Annotated in this window: 18 protein-coding genes; 13 read left to right on the plus strand and 5 right to left on the minus strand. The window is 38.4% G+C overall.

Translation table 11 applies throughout. The annotated features are described in order from the left end of the window. Nucleotides 1-3: 3 nt before the first annotated feature. From kdpB to ACJVDK_RS13385, 8 genes are all read left to right on the plus strand, one after another. Nucleotides 4-2,031 carry a potassium-transporting ATPase subunit KdpB gene (gene kdpB, locus ACJVDK_RS13350; protein WP_443937163.1) on the plus strand — a complete coding sequence of 676 codons (2,028 nt, stop codon included), beginning with the start codon at nucleotides 4-6 and terminating at the stop codon, nucleotides 2,029-2,031. A 19-nt stretch (nucleotides 2,032-2,050) separates the two neighbouring features. Further along, a complete protein-coding gene (gene kdpC / locus ACJVDK_RS13355) occupies nucleotides 2,051-2,611 on the plus strand; it encodes a potassium-transporting ATPase subunit KdpC (RefSeq protein WP_443937164.1) in 561 nt (186 codons plus the stop codon). Nucleotides 2,612-2,769: 158 nt separating this feature from the next. After that, nucleotides 2,770-3,840, plus strand: a complete 1,071-nt coding sequence (locus tag ACJVDK_RS13360; RefSeq protein ID WP_443937165.1) for a porin — start codon at nucleotides 2,770-2,772, stop codon at nucleotides 3,838-3,840. A 164-nt stretch (nucleotides 3,841-4,004) separates the two neighbouring features. Beyond that, on the plus strand, nucleotides 4,005-5,135 hold the full coding sequence (locus ACJVDK_RS13365) for a sensor protein KdpD (RefSeq protein WP_443937166.1): 1,131 nt from the start codon (nucleotides 4,005-4,007) through the stop codon (nucleotides 5,133-5,135). A 25-nt stretch (nucleotides 5,136-5,160) separates the two neighbouring features. Then, nucleotides 5,161-6,909: an ATP-binding protein gene (locus ACJVDK_RS13370; protein WP_443937167.1), complete on the plus strand. Its 1,749-nt coding sequence runs from the start codon at nucleotides 5,161-5,163 to the stop codon at nucleotides 6,907-6,909. Nucleotides 6,910-7,146: 237 nt separating this feature from the next. Continuing rightward, entirely contained in the window at nucleotides 7,147-7,887 is a 741-nt protein-coding gene (locus ACJVDK_RS13375) for a (S)-benzoin forming benzil reductase (protein ID WP_443937168.1), read from the plus strand. Between the two features lie 294 nt (nucleotides 7,888-8,181). Continuing rightward, complete coding sequence (locus ACJVDK_RS13380; protein ID WP_443937169.1) at nucleotides 8,182-8,556, plus strand: hypothetical protein; 375 nt, start codon at nucleotides 8,182-8,184, stop codon at nucleotides 8,554-8,556. A gap of 98 nt (nucleotides 8,557-8,654) precedes the next feature. Continuing rightward, nucleotides 8,655-10,172, plus strand: a complete 1,518-nt coding sequence (locus tag ACJVDK_RS13385; protein WP_443937170.1) for a sulfatase family protein — start codon at nucleotides 8,655-8,657, stop codon at nucleotides 10,170-10,172. A gap of 61 nt (nucleotides 10,173-10,233) precedes the next feature. Here ACJVDK_RS13385 and ACJVDK_RS13390 read toward each other — a convergent pair whose 3' ends face one another. Then, nucleotides 10,234-10,479 (minus strand): hypothetical protein, encoded by a 246-nt coding sequence (locus ACJVDK_RS13390; protein WP_443937171.1) that lies wholly within the window; start codon nucleotides 10,477-10,479, stop codon nucleotides 10,234-10,236. 137 nt (nucleotides 10,480-10,616) lie between these two features. On the opposite strand from ACJVDK_RS13390, the gene ACJVDK_RS13395 reads away from it, so the two are divergent. Continuing rightward, nucleotides 10,617-11,999, plus strand: coding sequence for an MBL fold metallo-hydrolase RNA specificity domain-containing protein (locus ACJVDK_RS13395; RefSeq protein WP_443937172.1), 1,383 nt, complete (start codon nucleotides 10,617-10,619; stop codon nucleotides 11,997-11,999). A gap of 25 nt (nucleotides 12,000-12,024) precedes the next feature. On the opposite strand, the gene ACJVDK_RS13400 is transcribed toward ACJVDK_RS13395, so the two are convergent. Together ACJVDK_RS13400 and proB are read right to left on the minus strand one after the other, a co-directional pair. Beyond that, complete coding sequence (locus tag ACJVDK_RS13400; RefSeq protein WP_443937173.1) at nucleotides 12,025-13,272, minus strand: glutamate-5-semialdehyde dehydrogenase; 1,248 nt, start codon at nucleotides 13,270-13,272, stop codon at nucleotides 12,025-12,027. Between the two features lie 11 nt (nucleotides 13,273-13,283). Continuing rightward, nucleotides 13,284-14,363, minus strand: coding sequence for a glutamate 5-kinase (gene proB / locus ACJVDK_RS13405; protein ID WP_443937174.1), 1,080 nt, complete (start codon nucleotides 14,361-14,363; stop codon nucleotides 13,284-13,286). Nucleotides 14,364-14,608: 245 nt separating this feature from the next. Between proB and ACJVDK_RS13410 the strand changes: the two genes are divergently transcribed. The 4 genes from ACJVDK_RS13410 to def all read left to right on the plus strand — a co-directional run bounded on the left by ACJVDK_RS13410 (nucleotide 14,609) and on the right by def (nucleotide 19,260). Next, the gene (locus ACJVDK_RS13410) at nucleotides 14,609-16,759 is read left to right on the plus strand and encodes a S9 family peptidase (RefSeq protein WP_443937175.1); all 2,151 of its coding nucleotides are present in this window, start codon (nucleotides 14,609-14,611) and stop codon (nucleotides 16,757-16,759) included. A gap of 114 nt (nucleotides 16,760-16,873) precedes the next feature. Then, a complete protein-coding gene (locus ACJVDK_RS13415; protein WP_443937176.1) occupies nucleotides 16,874-17,326 on the plus strand; it encodes a hypothetical protein in 453 nt (150 codons plus the stop codon). Nucleotides 17,327-17,351: 25 nt separating this feature from the next. Further along, nucleotides 17,352-18,584, plus strand: a complete 1,233-nt coding sequence (locus tag ACJVDK_RS13420; protein WP_443937177.1) for a M16 family metallopeptidase — start codon at nucleotides 17,352-17,354, stop codon at nucleotides 18,582-18,584. Nucleotides 18,585-18,699: 115 nt separating this feature from the next. Next, complete coding sequence (gene def, locus ACJVDK_RS13425; RefSeq protein WP_443937178.1) at nucleotides 18,700-19,260, plus strand: peptide deformylase; 561 nt, start codon at nucleotides 18,700-18,702, stop codon at nucleotides 19,258-19,260. A 54-nt stretch (nucleotides 19,261-19,314) separates the two neighbouring features. Here def and ACJVDK_RS13430 read toward each other — a convergent pair whose 3' ends face one another. Then, entirely contained in the window at nucleotides 19,315-19,962 is a 648-nt protein-coding gene (locus ACJVDK_RS13430; protein WP_443937179.1) for a hypothetical protein, read from the minus strand. A 55-nt stretch (nucleotides 19,963-20,017) separates the two neighbouring features. After that, entirely contained in the window at nucleotides 20,018-20,263 is a 246-nt protein-coding gene (locus ACJVDK_RS13435; protein WP_443937180.1) for a NifU family protein, read from the minus strand. Nucleotides 20,264-20,276 lie beyond the last annotated feature (13 nt).

Here is a 20,276-nt window from a genome sequence, read left to right on the forward strand (position 1 = left end):
CAAATGAAATCTAGTACTAAATTGTTCGATTCTGCCTTGGTGCAGACCGCAATAAAACAGTCTTTTATCAAACTTGATCCAAGAGTGATGGTTTGTAACCCGATCATGTTTACCGTAGAAATAGGAACACTTGTTATGGCCTATGTTACCGTTTATTCTTTAAGCAACAAGGATCAGGGATCGCCAGTATATAACTTTTTTATCTTCCTGATTTTATTACTTACCGTGTTGTTTGCCAATTTTGCCGAAGCCATTGCCGAAGCACGGGGTAAAGCACAAGCAGATAGTTTGCGTAAAACGCGAGAAGAAACTCCAGCCAAAGTGCTTTTAGCCGATGGAAGAATTGAAATCCGTTCGTCGAATCAATTACGAAAAGGCGATGTTTTTGTTTGCGATGCAGGAGATATCATTCCTACGGATGGAGAGATTATCGAAGGGATTGCAACCATCGATGAGTCAGCCATTACAGGAGAGTCTGCACCAGTAATTCGCGAATCTGGTGGCGATAAATCATCGGTAACCGGTGGTACAAAAGTATTGTCGGACAAAATTAAGGTTCAGGTAAATACTGCCCCAGGCGAAAGTTTTTTAGACAAGATGATTGCATTGGTTGAAGGGGCATCGCGCCAGAAAACACCTAACGAAATTGCCTTAACCATTTTATTAGCCAGTTTTACCTTAGTCTTTATCATTGTTTGTGTAACCTTAAAACCCTTTGCCAATTATGCAAACACACCAATAACCATTGCGGCATTAATTTCACTTTTTGTGTGTTTAATTCCAACTACGATTGGCGGCCTTTTATCTGCCATTGGTATTGCCGGAATGGATAGGGCTTTACGTGCTAATGTAATCACCAAATCGGGGAAAGCGGTTGAAACTGCCGGCGATATCGATGTGTTACTCTTAGACAAAACAGGAACGATAACCATTGGTAACCGAAAAGCCACTAATTTTTATCCTACGGAAAGTGTTGATGCACGTGTACTTGCGCAGGCCTGTATTTTAAGTTCTTTGGCCGATGAAACACCTGAAGGAAAGTCCATACTCGAATTAGCTGGCGAAAAAGGATATCAGGTATCAGACATAACCGAAGGTTCTACCTTCATCAAATTTACTGCAGAAACTCGTTCAAGCGGCTTAGATACGGTAGATGGAAAACGCATACGAAAAGGGGCATTCGACGCGATCCGTTCCATTGTACAAAAAGCCGGTAATATCTTTCCTAGCGATATTGAAAATCATGTAAAAACCATCGCAACTAATGGAGGAACGCCTTTGGTAGTTGCTGTAAATGAACGAGCACTTGGTGTAATTGAATTGCAGGATATTATCAAACCAGGTATTCGTGAACGTTTCGAGCGTTTGAGGAAAATGGGCGTAAAAACCGTAATGGTAACTGGAGATAACCCTTTGACTGCAAAATACATTGCCGATAAAGCTGGTGTAGATGATTTTATCGCTGAGGCAAAACCAGAAGATAAAATGAACTACATTAAAGATGAACAGGCTCAGGGTAAGCTGGTTGCCATGATGGGCGATGGGACAAACGATGCTCCTGCACTGGCACAGGCTGATGTGGGTGTAGCCATGAACAGCGGAACCCAAGCAGCTAAAGAAGCGGGTAATATGGTTGATTTAGATAACGATCCGACCAAACTCATCGAAATTGTGGAGATTGGTAAACAGTTGCTTATTACCCGAGGTACATTAACCACCTTTTCGATTGCGAACGATGTGGCAAAATATTTTGCCATTGTTCCGGCACTGTTTATTGCCTCTATTCCAGCATTACAAAGTCTAAATATTATGAGCCTTCATACACCGGAATCGGCCATACTTTCTGCGGTAATCTTCAATGCGATTATTATTCCAATACTCATTCCGCTTGCCTTAAAAGGCGTTGCGTATAAGCCAATTGGCGCTACCGCTTTGCTTCGCAGAAATCTATTCATTTACGGAATAGGCGGTATAGTTGCTCCCTTTATCGGAATTAAATTAATTGATTTATTGGTTGGCCTTTTTGTGTAGGCCTGTTAAAAATATAAAAATGAAAAAGTATATCTTTCCATCCATTCGTTTAACAGTGGTTTTATTGGTGCTGTTATGTGTTGTCTATCCCATCAGCATAGCTTTAATTGGTAAAATGTCTACAGGCCATGGAGGTGGTGAAAAAATCACCAAAAAAGGCAAAACAGTTGGATATGCCTTGTTGGGGCAATCCTTTACAAAACCCGAATATTTCTGGGGACGCCCGTCGGCTGTAGCATATAATGCATCGGGCTCGGCGGGTTCAAATAAAGGACCGTCTAACCCAGATTATTTAATTGAGGTACAATCGCGTATCGATACTCTTTTAAAATATAACCCAGGTATTAAAACTGCTGATATTCCTGCTGATATGGTTACTGCATCGGGAAGTGGCTTGGATCCTAATATTTCAGCGCAAGGGGCAGCTATCCAGATAGCAAGAGTGGCCAAGGCCAGAAATATAAATCAGAAAAAAGTACAAGAGCTAATCGCCATCAATACCATTAAGCCGTTTATGGGTTTTTTGGGCCCCTCTTCCGTAAATGTTGTTAAGTTAAATCTGGCGCTTGACGAACTCTAAATAAACTCCAGCAGCTGCCTGTTTTAATACGGGTTTGCCAAAACAACAAATCGGGCAGCTGTATGGATTTTCAAAAATTTAAAACATCAATAGTAACAAGACAATAAGAAGCATAAGCAAACTTACTTTCTTAAAGTTTAATCAATGAAAATAAGCATATGAAAAAATATTTAATATTAACCAGTGCCTTAGTAACGAGCTTATTTGCACATGCACAGGAAGAACCAAAAATCAAGGTTTCAGGATATTTGGAAACGTATTATGGATACGATTTTAATAAACCGTCAGATCACAACCGTCCGTCATTTATCTATTCGCACAACCGTACCAATGAAGTAAACGTAAATTTGGGCTTTATAAAGGTCGCATACGATCGTGGAAATATTCGGGCAAATCTGGCATTAATGGCTGGTACGTATCCCAATGCCAACCTTTCTACTGAGCCTGGCGTTCTTAAAAATGTGTTTGAGGCCAATGCAGGAGTAAAACTTTCTAAATCGGAAAATTTATGGATAGATGCAGGGATTTTTTCTTCGCATATCGGATTCGAGAGCGCTATATCAAAAGATTGCTGGGTGCTAACCCGAAATATTTCTTCCGAAAATACGCCGTATTATGAATCTGGTGCTAAAATCACCTATGGTACAAAAGATGGTAAATTTACAGTTGTGGGTTTGTATTTAAACGGATGGCAGCGCATCAACCGACAAGATGGAAACAATAAGCCTGCAGGAGGATTACAACTTACCTGGAAACCAACTGAAAAAATTACGCTCAACTATAGCAACTTCTTAGGGAGTGAGGGTGCAGATTCAATCCGCGTTAATCGCTTTTATCACAATGTTTATAGTGTCTTTCAGTTAAGTAATCAGCTTGGTATAACCCTTGGATTTGACTATGGCACGCAGCAAAAAGAACAAGGCACCAATGAGAAGAATGAAATACTTTCGCCTGTTGCCATTGTGCAATACAAATTTGCTCCTAAATGGGCGCTTGCAGGAAGGTTTGAATATTACGAAGATAAAAACGGGATTTTCATTCCAACCGGAACACCAAATGGTTTTAAAACCAAAGGTTATTCCATGAATATTGATTATTCGCCTATTCCAAATGCGCTTATTCGATTGGAAGGCAAAGCTTACAATAGCAAGGATCAGGTTTTTGTGAGAGATGCAAGCATGGTTAATGCGAATGCAACGCTTACAGCAAGTATGGCTGTTTCATTTTAAAACGTACCATTCATTTGCTTAGGATCTTAATCCCAAGCTTAAAAAAATTATACAATGATACTATATCTTGAGATTGTTTTCTGCATAACTTTGGCCGTTCTAGGCTGCCTGCTTGTGCAAGAAAATGGCAATATGAATGTAGTTCTGAATTAGGAGTATAAGCAATGGAAGCACAACAAAAAGAAGCATCGGTAAGGCATTTTCTAGATTTGGTCAAGAGATCGAGAAAGGGAAAATTGAAAATTTATATTGGAATGTGTGCAGGTGTAGGTAAAAGCTATCGAATGCTTCAAGAGGCGCATACATTGCTAAAAAATGGGGTTGATATAAGTATCGGTTATATCGAAACGCATAATCGGGAAGAAACGCATGCCTTATTAGAAGGTCTTCCATTAATAGAAAGAAAGCGGATATTTTATCGGGGAAAAGAAATGGAGGAGATGGATCTTAAAACCATATTAAACCGCCATCCTGAAATTGTTATAGTAGATGAACTGGCTCATACCAATGCAGAAGGTAGTAAAAATGCTAGACGATGGCAAGATGTTTTAGATTTATTAGATGCTGGGATTAGTGTAATCTCAGCAGTAAATATTCAACACCTCGAGAGCATTAATGAAGAAGTAAAAAAAATTACAGGTGTTTCGGTAATGGAAAGAATTCCCGACAAGATTCTGCAATTGGCAGATGAAATTGTCAATATCGACCTTACTTCGGATGAACTTATAACACGCCTTAAAGAAGGCAAGATATATGAGAAAAGCAAAATTGAGCGAGCCCTAGGTAATTTTTTCCAGTCGGATAAGATTTTGCAGTTGCGAGAACTTGCATTAAAAGAGGTTATGCATCAGGTTGAACGTAAAATTCAAACGGAAATACCTAATTCAATCAAGCTTCGACCTGAGAAATTTTTGGCTTGTATATCTTCTAATGCGGAAACCGCTAGCGTGGTTATTCGAAAAACAGCTCGATTGGCTTCTTATTATCATTCCGCTTGGATTGTTCTTTACGTTCAAGGTGATAAGGAAAGTATGGAACGCATCAAACTTGACAAACAACGACATCTCATTAATCATTTTAAATTGGCAACAGAACTTGGTGCGGAGGTAATAAAAGTAAAAAGTAATCGCATTACGCAAACGATAATAGACAAGGCTTTGGAAAAAGGAGTAACCACTATTTGTATTGGGAAACCACATTTAACTATCTTTCAGGTCATTCTTCGAACAGCGGTTTTCAATGGATTGTTAAAAAATTTGGCTTCCCGCGACATCGATTTGGTTATTCTTTCGTAATTTATAACAATGTAATACAGGCATCATGAAAATAAAAACAAAACTTCGCCTAGGCTTCGGCTTTCTTTTTTTTATAGTCATTTCTTTCGGACTTACTGCGTTGTTTTTTTTAACTGAGATTTCAACTAAATCAAAAGTAATTCTAAAAGATAATTATGCCACACTGAAATATATTTCGGCCATGCGTGCAGTACTCGATGAAAATACTTTCCCCCTCAAAGAAGAACAGAAAATCATATTTGAGAATAATCTTAAAAAGGAGCGACAAAATATTACAGAATCTGGCGAAGAATTGGCCGTAAGAGCTGTTTTTTTGGACTATAAAATGCTTAATGAATCTAAAGATAGAATCAAACAGGCTTTTTATCTGAAAAAACTAAGGCGAGGCTTACAGGAAATTGAGCGTTTAAATCTGCAGGCTATTTTTGACAAGAACGCAAGGGCAAATCAAGCTGTTTCCAGGGCAGATATTTATATCGTTTTAGCTGCTACCACCTGTTTTTTGATTCTGTTTACCTTCATCATAAATTTCCCAGGCTTTGTAGCCAATCCTTTGGCAGAGTTTAGTGTAGCCATTAAACAGATAGCCAATAAAAATTATAAACAAAGGCTTCATTTTACCAATAATGATGAGTTTACAGAACTGGCCACATCTTTCAATAGCATGGTAAGCAAACTAAATGAGTGGGAAAACAGCAATTTGTCGAAGCTAAAAAGTGAGAAACTGCGTATTGAAGCAATTATTTCCCAAATGCAAGATGCGATTATTGGACTTAATGAGAATGGCGCCATTTTGTTTATGAATACGCTTGCCTCAAAACTTATCAACCTGGATGAAAAAACCACTGTTGGACAAAATGCTTTTGATCTCGCGAAGAAAAATGAATTACTCAATCGAATTCTTCATCCTCAACAAGATAATAAGCCTCTAAATATTTATGCCGATAACAAGGAGTCTTATTTCCAGTTAGAGAACAGAGAAATTGTAATCCCAAATTTTAGCGAAGATGAAGATTATGCTTTAGTTGAATCCTCTAAATCGGTTGGAAGTGTATATGTTTTAAAGAACATCACTCAGTTTAAAGAACTAGACGAGGCTAAAACCAATTTTATTGCCACGGTTTCGCATGAACTTAAAACACCACTTTCGTCGATTAAAATGAGTTTGAAGCTTTTGAATGATACCAGAGTAGGGGTTATGAATACTGAACAGAAAGAGCTTGTGCAACACATTCAGGAGGATGCTACTCGTTTATTAAAGATTACCTCTGAGCTTTTAGACCTTTCACAAGCAGAAACCGGCAACCTAAAACTTACTTTCGCACTAACCAAGCCGATAGCAATTGTTAATTATGCGCTCGATGCAGTTCGTTTTCAGGCCGGTCAGAAAAATATAAAACTCGACGTAAACTGTGATGAGAATCTGCCAGAAGTGAACGCAGATATTCAAAAAACGGCATGGGTTCTTGTAAACTTTCTTTCCAATGCATTGCGCTATAGTGCTGAAAAATCGACTGTTGTTCTCGACGTAATACAAATAGAGCACAACATCCGTTTCTCTGTGCGAGATTTTGGAAAGGGTATAGATGAAAAGTATCAAAAAAGACTTTTCGATCGGTATTTTCAGGTTCCAACGGATGGGCAAAACAAATCGGGTTCTGGCTTAGGACTTGCGATTTCTAAAGATTTTATTGAAGCAGAGAAAGGAAAAATTTGGGTAGAAAGCGCCATCGGAGAAGGTAGCTTATTTCTCTTTACTTTGCCGCTTGGATAAGACTATTTCTCAATTAATGAAAATATCATACGTGAAATTCCACCATTAATTTATCAATTGTGTATTGAAAAAAAATCAGCATGATTTTGTGAAACTTTCAAAAGCAAATACAATTCCCATTTGACCTAAAAATGCTAAAGTTATATTGAATGATTGCTCCGTTATCAATTTAGCTGAAAATTATCTTACTAATCGATTCGTTGAAATTGCTTAATTTTAATAAAATTTAGTGTCATTATGAAAAAGCTACTTATCATTACGGGTGGAAGTAAAGGGATTGGTTCCGGAATTGTTGAAATATATAAAAACAACGATTATAAAATAATTTCCCTTTCGCGAACAACAAACAATGGAGCCGGTTATTACGATGTTGACCAAATTGAAGTTGATTTAAGCAAAATCGATTCATTAGCGCAAAATTTTAAAACAATCTTTTCTTCCCTCGACGAAGAAAAAATCCAAAGCATTACCCTTATTAATAATGCCGGTACAGTGGGCGACATTAAATCGCTAGCGGATAAAAGCCCTGAGGATATCCAGCATACGCTAAATTTAAACACAACGGCTCCACTCATTTTATCGGCGCTATTTTTAAAATTAACCGAGACATGGACTTGCGAAAAGAAAATAATCAACATTTCATCTGGCGCAGCTAAAAACCCTTATTATGGTTGGAGTACCTATTGTGCGTCGAAAGCAGCCATCGACATGATGACCAAAGTTGCTGCAATTGAACAATCCGAACTAAAATACGGCGCTAAAATTATTGCGATTTATCCCGGAGTAGTAGATACCGACATGCAAAATAGTATCCGCAGCGCGGATAAAAAAGATTTTACTGATTTAGAAAAATTTATCGAGTACAAAAAAACCGGAAAATTAGCAGACTCTCGAACAGTTGGCTCAGAAATTTACACCATAGACCACGACGAAAATTTTGAAAATGGCTCCATTATTCATGTAAATGATATTCGTTAGTTCCATGCTAAAAAACATCTTGTCTACGTCCCTCCACAAATTTTTTTTGCATTTTTAAATTATTTTGTTTACCTTCCACAAAACTGAACAGTTTTTTCAGAAAAATCTGCTTTGTTTGTCTTGTGCCTATTCGGGCGATGCTATTTTTTTCAAAAATCACACAAAACACTATAAATCAACGTTTTAAATCAACATCTAACTTATCAAAAAGGGTATAAACGCTTCATTTCTGAAGCAAATAAAATTGCTTTGGCATTGACTTTGTATTTTCCATGACACAAAAATCTACCTATCATGAAAAATACAATTAAAATTTTCAGCATGCTTTTAATAGTTTTAAGTGTGGTGACAGCGTGTAAAAAAAGTACAGATCCTGCAGACCGTGATTTCTTTGTAGGCACCTACAATGGTACTGTATCGTACAAAAATGGAGAGAGTACTACGGCTAGTACCGACGGAAAAGTAACCGTAAGCAAAGTAGGCGAAACCTACAATTTCTACTTTGGAAACAACATCCCGGATATTACCGGAGTTAAATTTACGCAATCGGGCGACAATACCTATGTGAGTGTTGGAACTGGCGTAACCGGGATTACCATCAACGCCAGCACCTTGAAAATGTATGTTGTAAAAGGTTCTGAATCTTGGACCGCTGATTGTACCAGATAAAATTAACGAAAACGTTATAAGAAAAATCCCAATGTGAATTGGGATTTTTCTTTATGATATCTATATTTGGGGCTTATCCTATTATCTAACCCCCTTTCATGAGTTCAGTTAAAAAATTTTTTCTAAGTGCAGTTTTCTTTGCAGGCCTCGCTTATCAAAGTTTTGCACAACAAAAGCCAAACGTTATATTCATTTATGCCGATGACCTAGGCTATGGCGATTTAAGCTGTTACGGGGCAACAAAAATTAGCACCCCAAATGTCGATAAATTAGCCAATACGGGTGTTCGTTTTACAAATGCTCATTGTACATCTGCGACCTGTACCCCTTCGCGTTACGCGGTAATGACTGGCCAATATCCTTGGAGAGTACAAGGCATTCGTGTACTTCCTGGCGATGCTCGATTAATTATCCCACAAGATAAAATCACACTCCCGAAAGTATTTAAAAATGCTGGGTACAACACCGCAATTATTGGGAAATGGCATTTAGGTCTCGGAGAGACGGTAGAAAAAGATTGGAACGGCGATGTTACTCCCGGACCAAATGAAGTAGGCTTTAACTATGCTTTTATTTTTCCAGCAACTGCCGACCGCGTTCCGACAGTTTTTTTAGAAAATCATAAAGTAGTTGCATTGGACCCGGCCGACCCTATTTCTGTTAACTACAGCCAAAAGGTTGGAAATGACCCAACCGGAAAAGACAACCCTGAATTGTTAAAAATGCAGTCTACACCTGGCCAAGGGCATAACCAAACCATCGTAAACGGTATCGGCCGTATAGGTTATATGAGCGGTGGAAAAATGGCCCGTTGGGTAGATGAAGAAGTATCAAGCACTTTTTTAGCGAAAGCGGAAGAGTATATTGAGCAGAATCAAAAACAACCTTTTTTTATGGCTTTGCATTTAACAGAACCGCATGTTCCACGCATGCCTGCCACAAGATTTAAAGGAAAAAGTGGTTTAGGTGTACGCGGCGATGCCATTTTGCAATTGGATTGGACCGTTGGCCAAATCATGAAGAAACTGGAAGCGCTTCAACTTGATAAAAAAACAATCATTGTGTTTTCAAGCGATAACGGACCTGTTTTAGACGACGGTTATCAAGATGAAGCGGTAACGAAAATAAATGGACATAAGCAGGCTGGCGCCTTAAGAGGCGGCAAATATAGTAGCTTAGAAGGAGGAACCCGCGTTCCATTCATTGTCAATTGGCCTGGTAAAACAAAGGCGAAAGTGTCGGATGCTTTAGTATCTCAAATGGATTTATTAGCTTCTTTTTCCGCTTTACTAAAACAAGATATTCCAGCAAACGAAGCAACAGATAGCCAAAATACCCTAGACGCCTTCTTAGGTAAAAAAGCAATCGGAAGAAGCTCTTTGGTAGAACAAGGTTTGGTGCCAAATGCCATTATTCAAAATGACTGGAAATTGATTCAAGCTACTAACGGTACCGCTTATATGTCGGCAGTTGGCATCGAAACCGGCAATTCGAAAGATGTGCAACTCTTTCACCTTAAAGAAGATATTGGCGAGAAAAATAATCTTGCCCAAAAATATCCGGAAAAGGTAAAAGAACTAGAGCAACTTTTAAACGTTATTAAAACGAAAAAATAATCCCTCAAAAATAAATAGACAGCTTATAAATGGCTGTCTATTTGTTTATTGTTTAAAAATTCTATTCTTCTTCCTCGTCGTCTTCAGGCACATATTTAACAATGGCCGCTCCAATCGCATTCACTTCGTCATCTTCCTCAAAAATGGGAGTTTCTGTTTTGTAATCTAACTTCAACCAAATAGCTGAAGTATCTTTTACAATTTGAATGTACTCTTTTCCATCTTTAAAGATAGTATAGGTTTCATCCCCTTCTGGGAAAACCGAATAATCAATTTCTCCAATGCGGATATCAAAAGGTTCTTGCATATTTAAATGTTTTATGCAAAGATAAAAGTATTCATCGCTGGATGCTGAAAAAAATCTTTGTAAAATTTACGCTCAGTTGCTGAAAAATTAAGTCAATTGTAGTACTTTACGAATTAATTTACCCACTGAAAAGAAAGATGAAGTTAACGTTTTGGGGCGCCGCTCAGCAGGTTACAGGGAGCATGCATTTGTTAGATATAAATGGATACAAGATATTGATTGATTGCGGATTAGACTACGAAAAAGACACCTATCAAGAAGATAACCAACATTTCCCCTTCAACCCAGAAGAAATTAACTTAGTTATTTTAACGCACGCACACATTGATCATTCAGGCAATTTACCAACCCTAGTACGTAGTGGTTTTGAAGGACAAATACTCTGCACGGCACCTACTGCCGATTTAACGTCCATTTTATTATTCGATTCTGTTGAGCTTTTCTTACGGAAACAGGGACGAAAACCCAAAACTAAACGCGGTAATTTTAGCGGTCCAAAGCCCTTGTATTTGCATAAGCATGTGATGGATACGCTGGATAGAATGGTTACCATTGCCTTTAATAAGCCTTTTAAAATTAACGGCGATATAACCCTCAATTTCATCCCGGTAGGCCATTTACTGGGGGCAGCGGCAGCAGTTTTAAACATTAACGATGGCGGAGTTGAAAAGAAAATTGCTTTCTCGGGTGATATTGGCCGCGAGAATTACCCTGTTTTAACGAATCCTGAAACACTGCCGGAGGTAGATTATTTTGTTTGTGAATCTACATATGGAGGCAGATTCCATACGAAAGACCAAACGTTAGAAGAGCGCTTGATAAAAGAAATTGAAGAGGCTTGCATCAAAAGTCCCGGCCGATTAATTATTCCTGCTTTCAGCATTGGCCGAACCCAATCACTCGTTTTTGCCTTAAATCAAATTTTTTCAAAGAAATTATTGCCACCGGTACAAATTTTTGTCGATAGTCCGATGGCGATTCAAGCGACTGATGTTTACCGTAAACACCATCATTTGGTCAATCAAGAAGCAAAAGATTTTTATCAGGCCATGGGCGATGAATTCGAATTTGAACATCTGGCCTATGTTCAAACCATGAAAGAAAGTAAAAGTGTTTCCAATTATATGGAACCCTGTATTATTATTTCATCTGCGGGCATGTTAGAAGGGGGGAGGATTCAAGACCATTTGTATTATAACATTCAAAATTACTATTGCACCTTACTCTTTATTGGTTATTGCGCTAAAGGCACATTGGGGTACAAACTATTAAGTGGTGCACCTATTGTGCGCGTAAAAGATAGAGAGTTAATGGTCTACGCCACCATCAGACAAACCGATTTATTAAGCGGTCATGGCGACCATAACGATTTACTCAAAACCATTAAACAAACCGGAAGCCCGAAAAAAGTTTTCTTGGTACACGGCGAAGATAAAAGCTTACAGAATTTGGCTGCAGCCTTACAGGATGAGAATTTTGAAGTGGCCATCCCAACAAGAGGAGAGACCTTTACGCTATAAATAGCTAATTTTCTTTATAAACTGCCTATTTTCTTATTTGTCCATCGCCCTTAACCACCCATTTGTAACTGGTTAGCTCGGCCAAACCCATTGGTCCGCGGGCATGAAGCTTTTGTGTACTAATGCCAATTTCGGCACCCAAGCCAAATTGAGCTCCATCGGTAAATCCCGTAGAAGCATTGGCATAAACCGCCGCGGCGTCTACCTGATTCAAAAATTTAGCAATCGCTTCCGCATCTTCGGCAACAATAGCTTCACTATGTTTCGAACTAAAATTGGCGATATGATTCAAGGCCTCATCTAAATTAGCCACCGTTTTTAAGGCTAATTTTAAGGCTAAAAACTCCGTTCCAAAATGCTCTGGCTGAGCACGATGCAACAAAGAAGCAGGATAGGCTTCTTGCAAAACCGCATGGCTTTTCTCGTCGGCGAAAATTTCTACTTGTGCATCCGCCAAAGACGATAAAAGAGCTACTAAGTCCTTCAGTCTATTTTCGTGAACCAACACACAATCCAATGAATTACATACACTTACCCTGCGTGTTTTGGCATTAAAAATAATTGATTTTCCCTTTTCCAAGTCTCCGGATTCATCAAAATACGTATGTACAATGCCCGCCCCAGTTTCAATTACAGGAATTTTACTGTGCTCGCGAACATAATTGATAAGCGATTGACTTCCCCTTGGGATTAACACGTCTACAAAACCTCTTGCATGTAACAAGGCTTCTGTTGCCGCGCGCTCAGCTGGCAATAAAACCACCACATCTTCATTAATTTGATGCCTTTTTAAAACCGATTTTATTACACGGGTAATCGCCAAATTCGAAAACTCGGCATCGCTACCTCCTTTCAAAACGGCTACATTTCCGGTTTTAAAGCACAAAGAAAAAACATCTGCTGTAACGTTTGGTCGAGCTTCGTAAATTACGCCTACCACGCCCAAAGGAACGCGAACACTCGTAATGTGCAGTCCATTATCGAGGATTTTATCTGAAAGTATTTCGCCTAAAGGGCTCTGCAAATTGACCACATTTTTAACATCGCCGGCAATATCAGCAATGCGCTCTTTGGTTAATTTTAATCGGTCGTATTTTGGGTCGCTTTCGGGCATGCGCGCCAAATCCTTTCTATTTTCCTCTAGAATTTCTTCCGTACAGGCAATTAATTCCAATGCAAAGTCCAAAAGCACAGCATCGGTTGTTGCCTTACTCAAACTCGTTAATGTTCTGCTGGCGAGTTGCGCCTTTTCAAAGTAGGAAGTATAACTCATTGTTGCTGTTCTTAAATCGCTGAATAAAAGTAATCGTAGTGCACCAGAGCCTTTTGTTTTTTCTGACCAATGCGTTCGCGGGCTTTATCTGAACTGTACTCGGCAATTCCTAAACCAATCAATAGATTGTCTTCATCAACAATTTTGATAATGTCGCCTTTCATGAAGTCAGCTTGTATCGCCGTAATGCCTATAGGCAACAAGCTTGTTGCTTTTCCAGAGGTAAGCACTTCTTTTGCTCCTTTGTTTAATTGAACTACTCCGGTTGCGGCAGTTTCTGAATGTGCAATCCATTTTTTCTTGCCCGATTTTATCTTCTCGGGAACAAAACGGGTATGCTGCAAATTCTTATTTAGCAAATCAATCAACACATTATCGGTAGTGCCATTTGCAATATGAACGCTGATACCTAATTTAGCAACTTTTTGTGCCATGGTCGATTTTGTAATCATTCCTCCACGACCAAATTGCGATTTTCCGGTGCTGATAAACGAGGCCAGATTGGTAACAGAACCCGAAATTTCTTCTATCACTTTCGAGCCTTCCAACTTTGGATCGCCGGTATAAATTCCGTTTACATTCGATAAAATAATCAAGGCATCGGCATTCAGCATGGATGCAATTAAACCCGCCAACTCATCGTTATCCGTAAACATGAGTTCTGTAACGGAAACCACATCATTCTCATTAACCACTGGAATTACATCGTTCTGCAATAAAATTTGCATACAATTTTTCATGTTCAAATAATGCGCCCGATCTCTAAAATCCTCTTTGGTAACCAATACTTGCGCACACTTTATGCCGTGTTCAGCAAAAAAATTGGCATAGGTATTAATCAATTTTACTTGGCCAATTGCTGCAAATAATTGTCGGGTAGTAACCGCGTCTTGTTTATCCGAAATCTGAATTAAACTTCGCCCCGAAGCAACCGCCCCCGATGAAACTAAAATCACATCAACTCCTTGTTTTTTAATTTCAGCCAATTGATGTACAAGATGCTCAATTCTTGCTTCGTCGGGCAAACCATTGGCCTGTGTAAGCACATTTGACCCCACTTTAACTACCAATTTTTTATACCCGAGTTTCATTCTTATAAAGTAATTTAAAAGCAGCAATTTAGCACCTATTTTCTTAAATTGCTCGTATCCAATGTCTATTTAGCCATTTTTACGAAATTGATAATTCTTTCGCCCTCTCTACACCAAACAATTGAAAATTAATAATAAACGCTAGCGTTGTTAATCGCATAATAAAAAGCAGCTATCATTATTATAACACACAGTAAAACAGCCGTTTATTTTTGTTAACTTGCATTAAATCACGTAACTAAACTATGAAACGTATCTTTGTCTATCTGGTATTGCTTGTCGCAATTTCAGCGTGTAACAACCCTCAAAAAAAAGAAATGGAACCAATTAAATGGCCGGATGAAAAAGCTCCTGTGGCTGAAATTATACCCCATAAGCGCATTATTCATGGCGATACCGTAGTGGACAATTACTATTGGATGATTGATTATTTTAAAAAAGGACCCGATAGCAACAAAGTTGTAGAGTACTTGAAAGCCGAAAACAACTACCTCGATACGATGATGAAAGGAACTGAAAAGTTCCAAGCAGATCTATTTAAGGAGATGAAAAGCCGCATTAAAGAAAAAGATGAGTCTGTACCCGTGTTTAAAAATGGATATTATTATTACACCCGAACCGAGGATGGACAACAATACTATAAATATTGCCGAAAAAAAGGCAGTTTAACCGCTCCGGAAGAAATTTTGTTAGATGTAGATGCTTTAGCAAAAGGTCATTCTTATTACAATGCAACAGGTTTTAGCATCAGCCCTAACAATAAGCTTTTAGCTTTTGGGGTGGATAAAGTATCACGCAGGCAATACACCATTCAAGTAAAAAACCTCGAAACCGGCGAAATGTATACCGATGGCGTTTCAAATACAGAGGGATCAGTTGCTTGGGCAAACGATAATAAAAGCTTCTTTTACACCTCCAAAAATCCCGTAACCCTGCTCAGCGAAAAAATAAAAAAACATGTTTTAGGTAGCTCCCCAAAATCGGATGAGGTAGTTTACGATGAAAAAGATAACACCAACTATATCGGAGTATTCAAGTCAAAGAATGAGCACTATATTTTTATTGTTTCGCAAGGGACCCTGACCTCCGAATGGCGCATACTGGATGCCGACCACCCTGAAAAAGCATTCGCCATTTTCAGTCCGCGTAGCAAGGATGTTTTATACGATGTATCACCTGTTGACGATAAATTTTACATCCTAACCAACTGGAATGCGAAAAATTTTAGGTTAATGGAATGCCCATTAGATAAAACAGAAAAAGAAAACTGGAAAGAAGTTATTCCGCATCGCAAAGATGTTCTGCTAGAATCATGCAGCGAATTTAAAGAATACTTAGTACTATCCGAACGTAAAAACGGCTTAACAGAGCTTCGTGTTCTAAAAAAAGATGGAAAGGATTATTATCTAGATTTCGATGAACCTGTATATACCGCAAGTGTTGGCTCAAACCCTGAGTATACAAGCAAAACGCTTCGTTACAATTATACATCCTTAACCGTTCCAAATTCCGTTTACGATTATAGCCTCGAAACGAAGGACAAAAAACTACTGAAACAGCAAGAAATTGTTGGTGGTTACAATCCTAAAGAATATGCGTCAGAACGGGTATATGCTACCGCAAAAGACGGTACAAAAGTGCCCATTGCGTTAGTGTACAAAAAGGGATTTGAAAAAGATGGAAACGCTCCACTTTTACTGTATGGGTACGGTTCGTACGGATACAGCATGGATGCTACTTTCTCATCGCAACGCTTAAGTTTATTAAACAGAGGTTTTGTTTTTGCCATTGCCAACATTCGCGGTGGACAAGAATTAGGCCGTCAATGGTACGAAGACGGTAAATTGATGAAAAAGATAAATACGTTTACTGATTTCATCGCCGCCGGCGAATATTTGATAGACCAAAAATACACCTCGAAAGGTCATTTATATGCCCATGGAGGAAGCGCAGGTGGTTTATTAATGGGTGCCGTTGTAAACCTAGCCCCAGATTTATGGAATGGGGTGATTGCCGATGTTCCTTTTGTAGATGTAGTAAATACCATGCTCGACGAAAGCATTCCCTTAACCACAAATGAATTTGACGAGTGGGGAAATCCAAAGAAAAAAGACGCATACGCGTACATGAAAAGCTATTCGCCCTACGAAAATGTAACGAAAAAAGCCTATCCAAACATTTTGGTTACTACCGGCCTGCACGATAGCCAAGTACAGTACTTTGAACCAGCAAAATGGGTCGCGAAATTACGCGCCACAAAAACCGATAACAATGTGATTTTATTAAAGACCAATATGGAATTTGGACATGGAGGAGCAAGCGGCCGATTTGATTATTTGAAAGACGTTGCTTTGCGCTGGGCCTTTCTATTTACCCTTGAAGGGATTGATAAGTAAACAGATTTTTTGAGCTTGCCAACTTTGACAAGCTCAAATTAAACTTGACTAAAAATAGCGGATTTAACCCTCAAAATTTCGCTATCTTTAAAAACTACATCCTAAAATTATTTAATGAATACTAAATTAAAAACGCTCCAAATCATCCATATAGCCTTTTGCATGGCCGTTTTCTTTTTCATGCTAGTAACCACTCTTATCAATAAAGATAGGCTTCAATTCGATGTTGATATAGCCACAAAATCTCTATTCGATTTCGCTTTTCCAATTATAGGATTATTGGGCATCATTATCAGCATGGTTATCTTTAAAAATTTAATTGCTAAAATCGACAAAACAGCTTCGTTAGAGAAAAAATTCAATGAATACTTAACGGCCTTTATAGCAAGTGCCGCCATTTTAGAAGGTTGTACCTTCTTTACCATTGTGGGTTCTTTTATAACGCAGAATGCTGCAATTCTAATTTTTTCTCTCATAAACCTACTTTATATGGTATTCAGTCGCCCAACTAAAGATAAAGTGATTTACGCCTTACAATTGCAATACCCCGATACAGAGGCATTTTAAGCAAATTGCCGTATCTTTGTCGCCCATGGAATATACTGTTCATACCCTGCCCAACGGCATTCGCTTACTTCATGTCCCTTCCGCTTCTTCAATATCACACGCCTGCATCATTGTCAATACCGGCTCGCGCGATGAACCGGAAGGAAAAGCTGGGCTGGCGCATTTTATTGAGCATTTAATTTTTAAACGCACTGAAAAGCGCAGCACCAATCAAATATTGAACCGCTTGGAAAGCGTAGGCGCCGATTTAAATGCCTATACCACAAAAGAATACACCTGTGTTCATGCGTCCTTTTTAAATCCGTACCTAGATAGAACCCTCGATTTATTCAACGATATTCTTTTTCATTCGACCTTTCCAGAAGATGAAATGGACAAAGAGAAAAACGTTATTTTAGATGAAATTACGTCCTATTTGGATCAACCTGAAGAGGCCATAAACGATGACTTCGAAGACCTCCTTTTCGCTGGTAATCCCCTTGGGAACAATATTTTAGGCACCAACGAATCGGTTCAAAATTTTACACGCGAAGACATCATCGATTTTCGAAATAAAAAATATTGCACCAATGAAATTGTGGTTGCTGTTTTAGGCAATTACCCCCTTAAATCGGTTGTCAACAAAGGCACGAAATACTTTAGCGATGTTCCTGAAAATAACCCGATAAAAGAACGCATTCAACCCATCGTTCACACGCCTCAAAGTGTTCTTTTTCATAAGCCAATTAGCCAGGCTCATTGTATATTAGGCACCCAAGCTTATTCCACACATCACGCGAACAAAGCAGGACTGTTGTTGTTGAATCATTATTTTGGCGGAACAGGTATGAGCGCCGTTTTGAATCTTCAAGTAAGAGAAAAACATGGAATTGCCTATACCATTGAATCGAATTATTCGCCGCTAAGCGATACCGGCATATTTACCATTTATTTTGGAACGGATCAAGAAAAGCTCCAAAAGGCCATTCAGTTGATTCATAAAGAAATTAAAAACCTGCAAAAACATCCATTGAATGAGCATCAACTGCAAAAGGCCAAAAACAAATTTATCGGACAAATTGCCCTGAGTGAAGAAAACCGAATAGGCTTGATTATTGCCATGGCCAAAAGCTTAATTGACCACGATACAATTGATTCCTTAGAACAAGTTTTTGCAAAAATAAACGCCATTAGTACAACCCAAATGGCCGACATTGCAAACGACATTTTAGCAATTGATAAACTGAATACCTTTACATTCTGCCCAATAGGAGAATAATTTGTATTTTTGTGCTAGATTCAGCTAAGGATTCTGTTTAATACCGGAAAAATAAAATCACTTCCTGTTAAAACTAAATAAGTTAATCGTAAATAACGCCTCTAATTTGAACACCATGAAATTACCAATCGTAGCATACGGCGACCCTGTTTTAAAAAAGATCGGAACAGATATAGATAAAGAATATCCTGAATTGGATCAACTTATTAAAGATATGTTTGACACCATGTATCATGCAAATGGTGTAGGTTTAGCAGCCCCTCAAATTGGCTTACCCATCCGTTTATTTATTGTGGATACAGGCGAAGAGGAAGACGGTTCGGCAGGATATAAAAAAGTGTTTATCAACGCACAAATCATTGAAGAAACTGGCGAACCATGGAGCTTTAACGAAGGTTGTTTAAGTATCCCAGATATTCGTGAAAATATTCTTCGTAAGCCAAATGTGAAAATTCAATACTTTGACGAAAATTGGGTGCAACACACCGAAGACCTTAAGGGGCTACCTGCTCGTGTTGTTCAACACGAATACGATCATATTGAAGGTAAATTATTTACCGATAAAGTTAGCGTGCTACGCAAAACAATGATTAAAAGCAAGTTAGACGCAATATCAAAAGGAAATATTCGAACCGATTATAAAATGAGATTTCCAAATAAAAGCAAAAAGAGATAATAAAAAAGGGAAAATGTTAAACATTTTCCCTTTTTTATTTCTGGTAATATCGAATTAATAATCGCTATTACTACTCCGGCTTTTATCGCCTTCAAATATCTGTTGCATTAACTTGCCCCAAGCAAAAGGATTTAACAAAGGATTGGTTTGCACCATGTTTTTATTAATCATCCTATCAAAATTATACCGGTAATTTTGGCTGTATATTTCTTGTCCATCTCGAGGCAGGGTTATTATCATTCCATTAATAGACGACCTAGATAGATTTTTCTTGGCAATCGCCAAATCATCATCAGCAATTTTCATGGTTAAAAAATTGCGGGTAAATTCTTCTGTTGTTGCCCATGGGAAAACGCGTACAGAGGGTAAATTGATTACTTCTGCTTTCAATTTAACCATAATAGTGTACTTGCTATCAGGTGTATTCAAGGGTATTACGGTAGAAAATTTCTTGTATCCAATGGCTGTAAACAAGATGGTATCACCTGGATTCACTATAAATGTGAAATAACCTCGGTAATCTGCAGCAACGCGTCTACTGGAAGCAGAAAGATTTGTAATCGTTACGTATGGGATAACATTGGTGCTATCCATATCGGTAATTATCCCTGAAAATTGAATAAGATCTCCCTTCACCGGCTTTTGTTGTGCAAAAGCGGTGTACGTAAAAAGAAACAAAAAAAGGGCAATACAGTATCTCATCAATGCAAAAGTAATTTTAATACTTTAATCTGCTTGTTAAATAGTGTTAATGCTGCTATTCTTGCTCGGCCAAATCTACGGCTACCACTGCTGTAATTTCAGGGACTGCTTTTAAAATTGCTTGCTCGATACCCGATTTCATTGTCATAAAACTCATTGGGCAAGAACCACAATTTCCTAAAAGCTTTAATTTTACTACGTTATCTGAAGTAATTTCTTCAACAGAAACATTCCCCCCATCTGCAATCAAGTATGGTCTAATGGTTTCTAGTGCCTGTTCAACTCGCTCTGTTAAATTCATTATATAATGTTTA

The sequence above is a fragment of the Pedobacter paludisoli genome, from assembly GCF_052344095.1.
In the GTDB taxonomy this organism is placed as follows: domain Bacteria; phylum Bacteroidota; class Bacteroidia; order Sphingobacteriales; family Sphingobacteriaceae; genus Pedobacter.